The 15,106-nt window shown below is 77.4% G+C and carries 1 protein-coding gene; it reads left to right on the forward strand.

Features of this window, described 5'->3' with window-relative positions; translation table 11 throughout:
* The first annotated feature begins 67 nt into the window (after nucleotides 1–67).
* Nucleotides 68–15,088 (forward strand): SDR family NAD(P)-dependent oxidoreductase, encoded by a 15,021-nt coding sequence (locus tag ACFVVL_RS23525; protein ID WP_387678252.1) that lies wholly within the window; start codon nucleotides 68–70, stop codon nucleotides 15,086–15,088.
* The last annotated feature ends 18 nt before the right edge of the window (nucleotides 15,089–15,106 follow it).

The raw sequence follows: 15,106 nt of genomic DNA on the forward strand, positions 1-15,106 counted from the left end.
CTCCGGTGCCCCGCGGGCACCGCTGCCGAAAAATTCGAAGATCATTGTAGAGCAAGGACAATCTCCAATGGTAGAACGATCGCTGACGAGCCATCACGACACCCCGATCGCCGTCGTCGGCATCGGCTGCCGGTTCCCCGGAGGCGCCCGCGATCTCGAATCCTTCGGCGCGGTGCTCAGGTCCGCGAGCCCGGTGTTCCAGGACGTCCCCCCGACCCGCTGGCGCCGGGACTTCGCCGGTCCGGACGGCCAGGGGACCTCCAGCGACGCCGGTGGCTTCCTGGAGGACATCGACCGCTTCGACGCCGCCTGGTTCGGGATCTCGCCGCGCGAGGCCGCCGCGATGGACCCCCAGCAGCGGCTGCTGCTGGAGGTGGCCTGGGAGGCGATGAGCGACTCCGGGCGCCCCGCGGACCTCTGGCGCGGCACCCGCACCGGGGCCTTCTTCGGGATGTTCGCCCACGACTACGCGACGCTGCACGCCAAGACGCTCGGCATCAAGGGCATCGGGCCGCACTTCGGCGGCGGCAACGAATTCAGCTTCGCGGCGGGCCGGCTGGCCTACGCCTTCGACCTGCACGGGCCGATGGCCTCGGTCAGCACCGCCTGTTCCTCCTCCCTGCTCGCCGTCCACCTGGCGAGCCAGAGCCTGCGCACCGGCGACAGCGACATCGCCCTGGCCGGTGGCGTCAGCCTGATGATCACGCCGGAGCTGAGCGTCTTCATGAGCCGGATCGGCGCGATCTCGCCGACCGGACGCTGCCGGCCCTTCGCCGCCGACGCCGACGGCATCCTGCGCGGCGACGGCTGCGGCGTGGTCGTCCTGAAGCGGCTGCCCGACGCGCTCGCCGACCGGGACCGGATCTACGCGGTGATCCGCGCCTCGGCCGTCAACCACGACGGCCTGAGCCTCGGCATCACGGCGCCCAACGGCGCCGCCCAGGCCGAACTGCTGCGCACCGCGCTCGGCGGCGCGGGCCTCGCCCCGTCGGACCTCGACTACGTGGAGGCGCACGGCACCGGGACCCCGCTCGGCGACCAGGTCGAGCTGATGGCGCTGAACGAGGTCTTCGGCCGGGGCCGGGAGTCCGGCCGCGCGCCCCTCTACGTGGGCTCCAACAAGGCGGTGTTCGGCCACACCGACGGCGCGGCCGGGGTCGCCGGACTGCTGAAGAGCCTGTGGGTCGTCAACGCGCGGGAGGTCCCGGGCCAGCCCGACCCCGGCCGGCTGACCTCGGCCGTCTCCTGGGACCGCGGCGAGCTGGCGGTGCCGCTCGGCCCGGTCGACCTGGCGCAGGCCGGCCGGCCGCTGCGCGCGGGCGTGAGCTCCTCCGGGCTCAGCGGCACCAACGTCCACGTGATCGTGGAGGGCGTCGAGCCCGCCGCCGAGCCGCCGGCCGTCCGCCCGGAGGGCCCCTGCGTGCTGCTCGCCTCGGCCTTCCACCGGCCGGGCCTGGACGAGCAGGTCGCCGGGATGGCGCGGCGGGTGGCCGGGGACGACGAGGGCGCGCTCGGCGACCTGCTCGCCTCCGCCGCCACCCGGCGCACCCACGAGCGCCACCGGTTCGCCGCCGTCACCGCCGGGCCGCAGGAGCTGGCCGCCGCCCTGGAGGGGATCGAGGAGGGGCCGGACGGCGCCTACTTCGGCTCCGTGGACCCCGACGCGGCCGTCGAGCCGGTCTTCGTCTACTCAGGGCAGGGCTCGCAGTGGGCGGGCATGGCGGCCGACCTGTACGCGTCCTCGCCGGTGGTCCGCGCGGCCCTCGACGAGTGCGACGCGCTGATCCGGCGCGACGCCCCCTGGTCCCTGGTCGAGGAACTGCGCCGGGGCGCGGACGGCGCGGACGGCGAGAGCCGGCTCGACCGCACCGACATCGCCCAGCCGGCCCTGCTCGCCGTCCAGGTGGCGCTGACCGACTGGCTGGCCGAGTGCGGGATCCGGCCCACGACCGTCGTCGGCCACAGCGTCGGGGAGATCGCCGCCGCGCACGCGGCCGGCGCCCTGTCCCGCGCCGACGCCGTGCGGCTGGCCGTCCGGCGCGGTGAGATCCTGCACGGGACGGCCGGCCTCGGCGCCATGCTGGCCGTGCGCGCGGACCGCGAGACCGTCCTCGCCGCGCTGGCCGACGGCGGCCTGCCGGTGGTGGTCGCCGCGGTCAACGGACCGCAGGCGGTGGTGCTGAGCGGCCCCGGCGACGCCGTCGACGCGGCCGCCGCCGAGCTCGAAGGCCGCGGCCTGCGGTGCAAGCGGCTGGCCGGCGCCTACGCCTTCCACAGCCCGGTGGTGGCCGACCGCGGCCCGCTGCTGCGCGAGGCCCTGGCCGGGCTCGCCTGCGCCGACCCCTCGGTGCGGCTGCTCTCCACCGTGCGGCCGGACGAACCCGACGTCGCGCGCGACGCCGCTTACTGGGAGCGCAACCTCACCGACCCGGTGCTGTTCTGGCCCGCGGTCGACGGCCTGCTCGCCGCGACGGACGGCGCGTTCGTCGAGATCGGCCCGCACCCCACGCTGCTGCGGCCGCTCACCGACGCGCTGCGCCGCAGGGAGCGGCGGGGCCCGGTGACGGCCACGCTGCGCCGCGGCGAGGCCGGGCCGCTCGCACTGCACCGGACCCTCGCCCAACTGCACGTCGGCGGCGTCGAGGTGGACTGGACGCGGATCACCGGGACGCCCGGCCGGTACCGGACGCTGCCGGTGCCCTCCTGGGGCGGCGAGCGGCACTGGCTGCCGGGTGTCGAGCCCGGCGAGCAGGGGCGTGCTCCCGGCGCCGAGGCGCCCGCGCAGGTGCGGGTGAGCCTGCTCGACGCCGAGGGCCGGGTGATCAGCGAGCTGGTCGCCCGCCCGGAGGACGCCCTGCCGGGCGCGCCGGCGGCGGCCCTGTCCGCCGCGCCGTCCGCGCCGTCCGCCACCCTGTCCGCGCCGTCCGCCGCGCCCGCCCCGGCGGTCGCCCCCGCCCCCGCCGGCGCCCCGGCGGCGCCGGCCGGTGGCGCGCTGCGGCGCGTCGAGGAGCACCTCGCGGCGGTCCTCGGCCTCGCCGCGGACGAGCGGCTCGCCCGCCGTCGCGGCCTGTTCGACCAGGGCCTGGACTCGCTGACCGCCGTGGAGCTGCGCGACCGGCTGTCCGCCGAGTTCGGCCTGGACCTCCCCAAGACGATCGTCTTCGAGCGGCCCACGATCGAGGCGCTCGCCGGCTACCTGGCGGAGGCGGCCCCCGAGGCGGCCGCGCAGGCGCCCGCCGCGGCGGACGCCGCGACCGCCGCGACCGTCGCGACCGTCCCCGGCGCGGACGCCGCGGCCGGTGACGACGGATCCGCGGACGACGCCGTCGCCGTGATCGGCATCGCCTGCCGGCTGCCCGGGGCGAACTCGCCGGAGCAGTTCTGGTCGCTGCTGACCGAGGGCCGCGACGCGATCCGCGACATCCCGGCGGTCCGGCTGGCCGACCCGGTGTGGGCCGAGGCCGGGGCGGACGTCCCCACCCGGGGCGGCTTCCTGGACGAGGTGGAGGGCTTCGACGCGGAGTTCTTCCGGGTCTCGCCGCGCGAGGCGAAGTCGCTCGACCCGCAGCACCGCCTGCTGCTGGAGGTCGCCTGGGAGGCGCTGGAGGACGCCGGGCAGCCCGCGCTCGCGCTGGAGGGCCGGCCCGCGGGCGTCTACTTCGGCCTCAACACCGGCGACTACCAGCAGCTGCTGACCCGCGACATGGCCGACGTCGACCACTTCTACGGGACCGGCACGACCTTCGCCGCGGCCGTCGGACGCCTGTCGTACTTCCTCGGGCTGCGCGGCCCCAGCATCGCGGTCGACACCGCCTGCTCCTCCTCCCTCACCGCGGTCCACCTGGCCTGCCAGGGCCTGCGCCAGGGGGACTGCGAGATCGCCGTCGTCGGCGGCGCCAACGTGATCGTCGCCCCCAGCGTGTCGGTCTCCATGGCCGGGGCGGGCGCCCTGGCCCCCGACGGCCGGTGCAAGACCTTCGACGACGCGGCCGACGGCTACGGCCGCGGCGAGGGCGCGGCGGCCGTCATCCTCAAGCCGCTGAGCGCGGCCCGGCGCGACGGGGACCGCGTCTACGCGGTGATCCGGGGCACCGCGGTCAACCAGGACGGCGCGAGCGGCGGGATGACGGTGCCCAGCGCCGACGCGCAGGTCGCCGTCGTGCGGCGGGCGGTGGAGTCCGCCGGCTGGGCGCCGCGCGACGTCGACTACGTCGAGGCGCACGGCACCGGGACCCCGCTCGGCGACCCGATCGAGGTCCGCGCCCTCGCCGAGGCGCTCGGCTCCGGGCGCGCGGCCGACGAGAACCTGCTGATCGGCTCCGCCAAGGCCAGCATCGGCCACCTGGAGGCCGCGGCCGGTGTCGCCGGACTCCTCAAGGTCGTCCTCTCGCTCCACCACGGGGAGCTTCCGCCGCACCCGCTGGACCGGCCCTCGACGAACATCGACTGGGACCGGCTGCCGGTCTCGGTGGTGACCGAGCGGCGCCAGTGGCCGCGGCGCGACCGTCCGCACCGCGCGGGCATCAGCTCGTTCGGCTTCAGCGGCAGCAACGCGCACGTGGTCGTCGAGCAGGCGGCGGCGCCCGCCGAGCCGGCGGCGCCCGCGCCCCGCAGCGCGCCCTACGTCCTGATGGTCACCGCGGAGGCCGAGCCGGCGGCCCGTCAGGCGGCCGGCCGGCTCGCCGCCCGGCTGCGCGGGGCCCCGGCCGAGCTGGACGACATCGTCTTCACCGCCGCCTACCGGCGCAGCTGGCTCAGCCACCGGATCGGTGTCACCGGCCGGGACGCCGCCTCGCTCGCGGCGGCCCTGGAGGCGGTCGCGCGCGGGAGCGGCACGCCGGCCGCCCGGACCGGGGAGGTGACCGGGGGAGAGGTGCGCACCGTCGGCCTCTGGTTCGGCGCCGAGCCGCCGGCCGCCGCCCTGCGCGAGCGGCTGGCCGGGCTGCCGGAGTACGCGGCCGCGCTGCGTTCCTGCGCCGAGCGCCTGACCACGCTGACCGGTGTGGCCCTCGACCCGTTCGCCGAACCGGCGGACGGGCAGGCCGCGGCCCACCTGCTGTGCCACCAGGTCGCGGCGGCCCGGCTGTGGGCCGCCGTCGGGCTCGCGGCGCAGGCCGTGGCCGGAGCCGGGGCCGGCCGGCTGGGCGCCGCCTGGGCGGCGGGCCGGCTGGACCTCGACGACGCCCTGCGGCTCGCCGTCGGGCGGTCCTCCGGCGTGGAGCTGCGGCCCGGCGTGCTGCCGGAGGTGTCCGGCGACGGCGAGGACGTCGCGGGGTCGGCCGAGGAGCTGGCCCGGCTGGCCGGCGGTGTGCCCGGCGAGCCGGCGCCCTCGCTCGCCGACGCCCTCGGCGACGCGGGCGTGGACGCCCTCCTCGACGTCCTGGCACGGCCCCTGCCCGCCGCGCTGGCCGAGCGGTTCGGCGTGGCGGTGGACGCCGAGGACCCGCTGGAGCGGTTCGCCCTCGGTGCGGCGGAACTCTTCGTCACCGGCGCCCTTCCCGCGCCCGTCCAGGCCGCCCGCCGGCCCGTCAGCCTGCCCGCCTACCCCTGGCAGCGCCGCCGCCACTGGTACCGGGAGGCCGTCGAGGTCCCCGGCGAGCGGCCGGTGCTGCCGTGGGCGGTCGCCGCCTCCAGCGCGACCGGTCTGCGGGCCCGGGCCGCCGCGCTCCGCGACCTGGTGGCCCGCGGCCCGCAGACCGACCCCCTGGAGGTGGGCGCCGCGCTGGCCGCGCTGCCGGGCGGGGGTGCCCACCGGGCCGTGGTGCTGGCCGGTGACGGCGCGGGCTTCGGCGACGCGCTGAGCGCGCTCGCGGACGGCCGGACCGCGGCGAGCCTGGTCCGGGGCCCGGCCTCGGACGGCCCGAGGACCGCCCTGATCTTCCCCGGGCAGGGCGCCCAGTGGCAGGGCATGGCCGCCGAACTCATGGCGGCTGAGCCGGTCTTCGCCGAACGGATGCGCGCATGCGAGGAGGCCCTGGCCGAGTTCACCGACTGGTCGCTCGGCGCGGTGATCAACGGCGAGGCCGGCGCGGCGTCGCTCGACCGGGTCGACGTGGTGCAGCCCGCGCTCTTCGCGGTGATGGTCTCGCTGGCCGGGCTCTGGCGCTCCTACGGCGTCGTGCCCGCGGCCGTGGCCGGTCACTCGCAGGGCGAGATCGCCGCCGCGTACGTCGCCGGGGCGCTGTCCCTGCGCGACGCGGCCAAGGTGGTGGCGCTGCGCAGCGCCGAACTGTCCCGGCTGTCCGGCCGCGGCGGGATGGCCTCGGTCGCCCTGGGGGCGGCGGAGGTCACCGGCCTGCTGGACCGGTTCGCCGGGCGGCTGTCCGTCGCCGCGGTCAACGGCCCGCAGAGCGTCGTGGTGGCGGGCGACGCCGACGCCCTGGAGGAGTTGGAGGCCCGCTGCCTGGACGGCGGCATCCGGTTCCGGCGCGTCGACGTGGACTACGCCTCGCACTCGCCGCACGTCGAGCAGCTCCGTGAGCGGCTCGGGAAGGTCCTCCAGGGGATCACGCCCCGTGCGGGCACCGTTCCGTTCTACTCCTCGGCCACCGGCGGCCTGCTGGACGGCACCGAACTGGGCGCCGACTACTGGTACCTGAGCCTGCGTCAGCAGGTCCGCTTCGAGGAGGCGGTGCGCGCCCTGCTGGCGAGCGGCCACGGGCTGTTCGTCGAGGCGAGCCCGCACCCGGTGCTCACCTCGGCGATCGAGGCGACCGTCGAGCAGGCCGGTGCCGACGCGAGCGCGCTCGGCACGCTGCGCAGGAACGACGGCGGCGCCGGGCGCTTCCTGACCTCCCTCGCGGAGGCCTACACCCGCGGCGCCGAGGTCGACTGGCAGCGGGTCCCCGCCTGGGGCGGGGCGCAGCCGGCCGTGATCCCCGACCTGTCCGGCCGGGAACTCGACGCCTGGCGCTACCGGGTCGACTGGCAGCCCGCCGCCGAGCCCGGCGACGCGCGGCCGGCCGGCCGCTGGCTGGTCCTGGCCCCCGGCGACGGCCCGGGCCGGGAGTGGGCGGCGGCCGTGTGCCGGGCGCTCACCGACGGCGGCGCGCAGGCCCGGGAGCTCCCGCTCGACCCGGCGCGCGACGGCCGCGAGCACCTCGCCGCCCTCCTCGCGGAGGCGGACGCCGCGGACGCCGCGGGCGTGCTGTCGCTGCTGGCGATGGACGAACGCCCGCACCGGGACTTCCCGGACGTCCCGGCCGGCACCGCCGCCACCCTGGCCCTGGTGCAGGCGCTGGGCGACGTCGCGGCCGACGTCCCGATGTGGCTGGCCACCAGCGGCGCGGTCGGCGCGGACGGCGACGACCCGCTGTCGCCCGCCCAGGCCCAGGTCTGGGGCATGGGCCGGGTGGCCGGCCTGGAGAGCCCGCAGCGCTGGGGCGGCCTGGTCGACCTGCCGGCCGCACCCGACGAGGACGCGGTGCGGCGCCTGTGCGGGGTGCTCGGCGGCGGTCTCGGCGCCGAGGACCACGTGGCGCTGCGCGACAGCGGCGCGCACGTGCGGCGCCTGGTGCGCGACCCGGTGGCCGACCGGCCCGCGACGCGCACCTGGCAGCCGGGCGGCAGCGTGCTGGTCACCGGCGGCACCGGCCGCCTCGGCCGGCGCCTGGCCCGCTGGCTGGCGGCCTGCGGGGCGGAGCACGTCATCCTCACCGGCCTGCGCGGGCCCGGCGCCCCGGGCGCGGCCGGGCTGGAGGCCGAACTGGTGGGCTCCGGCACGCCGGTGACGCTGGCGGCCTGCGACGCGGCCGACCGGACCGCGATGGCGGCCCTGCTGGAGGAGGCCCGCGCCGCAGGACGGCCGGTGCGCACCGTCGTGCACGCGGCGGTCGTCCCCGAGCCCGGCCCGCTGGCCGGCACGACGCTCGAACGGCTCGCCGGAACGCTGCGCGCCAAGGTGACCGGCGCCCGCGTCCTGGACGAACTGCTCGGCGAGGACGCGGTGGACGCCTTCGTGCTGTTCGCCTCCGTCGCCGGTGTCTGGGGCGCGGCCGAGAACGGCGCGTTCGCGACCGCCGACGCCCACCTGGAGGCGCTGGCCCTGCGGCGCCGCGCCCGGGGCCTGGCGGCCACCACCGTCGCCTGGAGCTTCTGGAACGCGTTCGGCGAGGACGCCGACGACCCGGCGGTGCGGGACATGTTCCGCAGCCAGTCGGAACGCCAGGGCCTGCCGCTCCTGGAGCCCGGGCAGGCGCTGCGCGCCCTGCGCCAGGTGCTCGACCGGGACGAGACCTCCGTCACGGTGGCCGACGTGGAGTGGGAGCGTTTCGCCCCGCTCTACACGGCGGCCCGCCCCCGGCCGTTCCTCGACGCACTGCCGGACGTCCAGGGCGGCGCCGGCGGGTCCGGGACCGGCGAGCCGGCGGCCGGGCAGAGCGACCTCGCCCGGCTGCTGGCGCAGACCCCCGACTCCGAGCGGGAGTGGGCGGTGCTCGACCTGGTCAGGACCGAGGCCGCGATCGTGCTCGGCTACGGCCGGGCGGGCGAGGTGGACCCGGAGCGCCCGTTCACCGAGATGGGCTCCGACTCCGTCACCGCGGTCGAGTTCCGGACCAGGCTGAACACGGCGACCGGGCTGCGCCTGCCGGCCTCCCTCGCCTTCGACTACCCGACCGCCGCGGCCGTCGCCGGCTACCTGCTCGACCTCGCCCTCGGCGAGTCGGCCGGCCCGGAGGAGACCGCGCCGGCCGTGACCGCCGGTGCCCCGGACGAGCCGATGGCGATCGTCGGCATGGCCTGCCGGCTGCCCGGCGGCGTGGCCTCGCCGGAGGACTACTGGCGGCTGCTGGCCGAGGGCCGCGACGCGGTCTCCGGCTTCCCGGCGGACCGCGGCTGGGACCTCGCCGGACTGTTCGACGACGACCCGGACCGGGTCGGGACGTCCTACGTCCGCGAGAGCGGCTTCCTGGACGACGCGGCGGGCTTCGACGCCGAGTTCTTCGGGATCTCCCCGCGCGAGGCCGTGACCATGGACCCCCGCCAGCGGCTGCTGCTGGAGACCGCGTGGGAGCTGTTCGAGAACGCCGGGCTGGACCCGCTGAGCCTGAAGGGCAGCCGGACCGGGGTGTTCGTCGGCGCGGGCCCCACCGACTACGCGACCGGCGCCCCGCTGGCGCCGCACAGCGCCGAGGGCTACGCGGTCACCGGCAGCACGCCGGCCGTGATCTCCGGACGCGTCTCCTACGTGTTCGGGCTGGAGGGCCCGGCCGTCACCGTCGACACCGCGTGCTCCTCCTCGCTGGTGGCGCTGCACCTCGCGGGGCAGGCGCTGCGGGCCGGCGAGTGCTCGATGGCGGTGGTCGGCGGCGTGGCGGTGATGTCGAGCCCGAAGGTCTTCGTCGAGTTCAGCCGCCAGCGGGCGCTGTCCGCCGACGGCCGGTGCCGGGCGTTCGCCGACGCCGCGGACGGCACCGGCTTCGCCGAGGGCGCCGGTCTGATCCTGGTCGAGCCGCTGTCGCAGGCCCGGCGCCTGGGGCACGAGGTGCTCGCGGTGATCCGGGGTTCGGCGATGAACCAGGACGGCGCGTCGAACGGCCTGACCGCCCCGAACGGACCGTCCCAGCAGCGGGTCATCCGCCAGGCGGTGGCGAACGCGGGCCTGGCCCTGCGCGACGTCGACGTGGTGGAGGCGCACGGCACCGGCACGACGCTGGGCGACCCGATCGAGGCGCAGGCGCTGCTGGCCACCTACGGCCAGGACCGGCCCGCCGGGCGGCCGCTGCTGCTCGGCTCGGTGAAGTCCAACATCGGCCACACCCAGGCCGCGGCCGGGGTGGTCGGCGTGATGAAGATGGTGCTGGCGATGCGCCACGGGCTGGTGCCCAGGACGCTGCACGTCGACGCGCCGAGCCGGCAGGTGGATTGGACGGCGGGCGAGGTCGACCTCGTCGTGGACGCCGTCCCGTGGCCCGAGAGCGGACGGCCGCGCCGTGCGGGCGTCTCCTCGTTCGGCGTCAGCGGCACCAACGCCCACCTGATCCTCGAAGAGGCCCCGGCCGAGGAGCGGGAGCAGGAGCCGGCACCCGCCGCCGGGCCCGCTCCGGCGACCTCGCTCGTCCCCTGGCCCGTCTCGGCCGCCTCGCCGGTCTCGCTGCGGCTGCAGGCCGACCGGCTGCGCCGGCTGCTGGCCGACGGGTCCGCGCCGCTGCCGCGCGAGATCGGCTGGAGCCTGGCCACGACGCGCGCGGCGCTGCCGCACCGCGCGGTGCTGCTCGGCGCCGAGCGGGGCGACTACTTCGGCCCGCTCACCCGGATGGCCGACGGCGAGCCGGACCCCCGGCTCGTCCTCGGCACCGCGCAGCGCAAGCCGCGGGTGGTCTTCGTCTTCCCCGGCCAGGGCAGCCAGTGGCCCGGCATGGCCGCCGAACTGCTGGACGCCAGCCCCGAGTTCGCCGAGTACATCGGCGAGTGCGAGCGGGCCCTGGCGCCCTGGACCGACTGGTCGCTGACCGAGGTGCTCCGCCGGAGCGACGGCGCGCCCGGCCTCACCCGGGTCGACGTGGTGCAGCCCGCCCTGTTCGCGGTCATGGTCTCGCTGGCCCGGCTGTGGCAGCACCACGGCGTGAACCCGTCGGCGGTGGTCGGCCACTCCCAGGGGGAGATCGCCGCCGCGTACGTGGCCGGCGCGCTGTCGCTGGAGGACGCCGCCCGGGTGGTGGCCGTCCGGGCGGGCGAACTGGCCCGGCTGACCGGCTCCTCGGGCATGGCCTCGCTGCACGCCGACGAGCAGCGGGCGGCCGAGCTGCTCGCGCCCTGGGAGGGCCGGGTGTCGATCGCGACGGTCAACAGCCCCTCGCAGGTCGTCGTCGCCGGCGACACCGAGGCGCTGGACGGGCTGACCGGGGAGTGCGAGCGCCGCGGCATCCGGATCCGGCGGATCGACGTCGACTACGCCTCCCACTCGCCGCAGGTCGAGCCGATGCGCGAGGGCCTGGTGGCGAAGCTCGCGGGCATCGCCCCCCGGCGGGCGCGGATCCCGTTCTACTCCGCGGTGACCGGCGAGCCGATCGACACCACCGGGCTCGGCGCGGAGTACTGGTACCGCAACCTGCGCGAGCCGGTGCTCTTCGCCCGGGCCACCCGCGCCCTGCTCGACAACGGCTTCACCACCTTCGTCGAGGCGACCCCGCACCCCGTGCTGACCGGCGCCGTGCTGGACACCGCCGCGTCGGTGGAGGACGGCCCCGAGCCGGTGACGCTGGGCTCGCTGCGCCGCGACGAGGGCGGCCCCGCCCGCTTCGCCGCCTCGCTCGCCGAGGCCTGGGTGAACGGCGTGGACCTGGACTGGGCGAAGTTGATCCCCGGCGGCACGAGCGTCCCGCTGCCCACCTACGCCTTCGACCGGCAGCACTTCTGGCTGGCGGAGGAGAACACCGCGGTGGACCCGGCGGCCCTCGGCGTCACCGCGCCGGACCACCCGCTGCTCGGCGCCGCGGTCGAACTCGCGGACACCGGCGGTCTGGTGCTCACCGGGCGGCTGTCCGTCGCGAGCCGGCCGTGGCTGGCCGACCACGCGGTCAACGGCGTGGTGCTGCTCCCGGGAACGGGCTTCGCCGAGCTGGCGCTGCGCGCCGGCATCGAGGCGGGCTGCCCCCGGGTCGACGAACTGACCCTGGAGGCACCGCTGCTGTTGCGCGGCGACGCCTCGGTCTCCCTCCAGCTGGTGGTGGGGGCGCCCGACGACACGGGCGCGCGGTCGCTGGCCGTCTACTCCCGGCCGTCCGGGGAGAGCGGTCCGGACGCCGAGTGGACGCGGCACGCCTCGGCCGTGCTGACGGCGGAGGAGGTGCCCGCCCCGGCCGCGTCGGGCGACTGGCCGCCGCCGGGCGCCGAACCGGTGCCGCTGGACCCGGCCGCCTTCTACGCGGAGGGCGCCGAGGCCGGCTACACCTACGGGCCCTCGTTCCAGGGGCTGGTCAGGGCGTGGCGCAACGGCGACGAGGTCTACGCCGAGGTGTCGCCGCCGTCGCCGGTGCGCGAGGAGGCGGACCAGTACGGCGTCCACCCCGCGCTGCTCGACGCGGCGCTGCACGCGATGGTGCTCATCCCGTCCCACGACCGCCAGGTGCGGCTGCCGTTCACGCTCTCCGGCGTGTCGCTGTTCGCGGCCGGCGCGCGCTCCCTGCGGGTGCGGATCGCCCCGGCCGAGTCGGGCGCGGTGGAGCTGACCGCGGCCGACGAGACCGGCGCGCCGGTGCTGGCGGTCGAGCGGCTGGTGACCCGGCCGGTCTCGGCCGAGCAGCTCTCGGTGGCCGCGAGCCCGGTCAACCGCTCGCTGTTCCAGCTGGACTGGGTCCCGCTGGCGACGCCCGGATCCCGGGCCGACGGCGAGTGGGCCGTGCTCGGCGCGGACCCGTTCGGCCTGGCCGGCTCGCTGCGCGCGGCGGGGATCGCCGTGCACGCCCGGCCCGATGTGGCCGCCCTGCTCGGCGCGACGGCCGGCGGCGCTCCGGCTCCCCGGATCGCGCTGCTCCCCTGCGCGACGCAGCCGGGCGCCGAGCCGGCCGCCGCGGCCCTCGGGCTGACCGCCCGGGTGCTGGACGAGCTCCAGGCGTGGCTGGCCGACGACGCGACGCTGGACACCCGGCTGGTGGTGGTCACCCGCCGCGCGCTGCCGGTCACGGACGCGGGCGACGTGGGCGACCTCGCCGCCTCCCCGGTGTGGGGCCTGGTCCGCTCGGCGCAGGCCGAGAACCCGGGCCGGATCGTCCTGGTCGACCTGGACGACCAGGACTGCGCGGACGCGCTGGCCCACGCCCTGGCGGGCGACGAGCCGCAGCTCGCGGTCCGGGCGGGGGCGCTGCTGATCCCCCGGGTGGCTCCGGCGGTCCGGCCGGCGGGCCGGCTGACGCCGCCGCTCGGCGGACGCTGGCGGCTCGAACCCGACCCGGCCGGTGTGCTCGACGCGATGTCCGTGGTGGCCTGCCCGGAGACCGGGGAGCCGCTGGGCGCCGGTCAGGTGCGGGTGCGGGTGCGGGCGGCCGGGATCGCCTTCCACGACCTCCTGGTCGCGCTGGGGCTGCCGCCGGACGACGGCCTGTTCATCGGCGGCGAGGGCGCCGGCGTGGTCCAGGCGACCGGCCCCGGCGTGACCGGGATCGAGCCGGGTGACCGGGTCCTCGGGCTGATGCCGCGCGCGTTCGGCACCGAGGCGGTGACCGATCACCGCTGGCTGGTCCGGTTCCCCGGGGACTGGTCGTTCGAGCAGGCGGCCGCGGTGCCCTCCGCCTTCCTGACCGCGTACTTCGCGCTGACCGAGGTGGCCGGTCTGCGCGCCGGGCAGCGCGTCCTGGTCCACTCGGCGGCCGGCGGCGTCGGCACGGCGGCGGTGCGGCTCGCCCGTCACCTGGGCGCCGAGGTGTTCGCCACGGCGAGCCCGGCCAAGCACGACGCGCTGCGGCAGCTGGGCCTGGACGACGACCACATCTCCTCCTCCCGGGACGCGGACTTCGCCGACCGGGTGCTCGCCGCCACCGGCGGCGCGGGGGTCGACGTGGTGGTCAACTCGCTGGCCGGCGACCTCATCGACGCCTCGCTGCGGCTGCTGCCCGAGGGTGGCTGCTTCATCGAACTGGGCAAGACCGACCGCCGGGACCCGGAGGAGGTCGCGGCCGCGTGTCCGGGCGTGCGGTACCGGCCGGTGGACCTGGTGCCGGACACCACCCCGGAGTCGGTGCGCGCGATGCTGGGCGAGATCGTCGCCCTGCTGCGCGACGGCACGGTGCAGCCGCTGCCCGTCCGCACCTGGGACGTGCTCGACGCGCCGGAGGCCTTCCGGTTCATGGCCCAGGCCAAGCACGTCGGCAAGCTCGTCCTGACCGTCCCGCCCACGCCCGACCCCGAGGGCGTGGTCCTGATCACCGGCGGGACCGGCACGCTGGGCGCCCTGGTGGCCAAGCACCTGGCCGGCCCCTGGGGGATGCGCCACCTGCTGCTGGCGAGCCGTCAGGGCCCGGGCGCGGCGGGCGCCGGGGAGCTGTGCGCGGAACTGGCCGCGCTCGGCGCCGACGCCCGGGTGGTGGCCTGTGACATCGCCGACCGGGAGTCCCTGGCCAAGCTGCTCGCCGGGATCCCGGCGGAGCACCCGCTGACCGCGGTGGTGCACACGGCGGGCGTGCTGGACGACACCGTGTTCACCTCGCTGACCGGCGAGCGGCTGGCGCCCGTGCTGCGCCCCAAGGTCGACGCCGCCGTGCACCTCGACGAGCTCACCGCCGGTCTCGACCTCGGGATGTTCGCGATGTACTCCTCCGCCGCCGGTCTGCTCGGCAACGCCGGACAGGCCAACTACGGCGCCGCCAACGTGTTCCTGGACACGCTCGCGGCGGTCCGGCGCTCGCGCGGCCAGGCGGCCTCCTCGCTCGCCTGGGGCCTGTGGGCGAACGACAGCTCCCTGACCGGCCAGATGAACGAGCTGGACCGGGGCAGGCTCTCCCGGGCCGGGGCGCAGGCGATGTCCGCCGCCGAGGGCCTCGCCCTGTTCGACCTGGGGGTGCGCAGCGGGCTGCCGCTGGTCGTCACGGCCCACATCGACCGCGCGGCGCTGCGCGTCCAGGACACCCAGGGCACGCTCCCGCCGGTGCTGCGGCAGCTGGTTCCCCGGGGCGCCGCCGCCCGGCCGGGCCGGGCCTCCGCCGAGAGCGCGGCCTCCGCCGGGGGCGCCGACCAGTTCGCCGGGATGACGGCGGCCGAGCGGCGCCAGGCGCTGGTGAACCTGGTCAGGAAGCAGGCGGCCGCGGTGCTCGGCCACGGTTCGGCGTCCGCGGTGGACGTCGACCGCGGGTTCGTCGAGATGGGATTCGACTCCCTGACCGCGGTCGAGCTGCGCAACCGGCTGGCCACGGCCACCGGACTGCGGCTGCCGGCCACCGTCGTCTTCGACTGCCCGACGCCCGTCGAGCTCGCCCGCCGGCTCCACGAGCGGCTCAGCCCGGTCGAGGAGGAACCGGCCGGACAGGACGGCGCGCAGGCCGCGGCCAGGGCCGAGGCGGAGGCCGAGATCAGCACCGTCGACGACATGGACGTGGACGAACTCATCAACGCCGCGCTCGCCGCCGGCGGCCACGAGCAGAACCCCGGAGAGTGAGGCCGCGATGCCTGCATC

This window comes from Kitasatospora sp. NPDC058115 (assembly GCF_042884635.1).
GTDB lineage: Bacteria > Actinomycetota > Actinomycetes > Streptomycetales > Streptomycetaceae > Kitasatospora.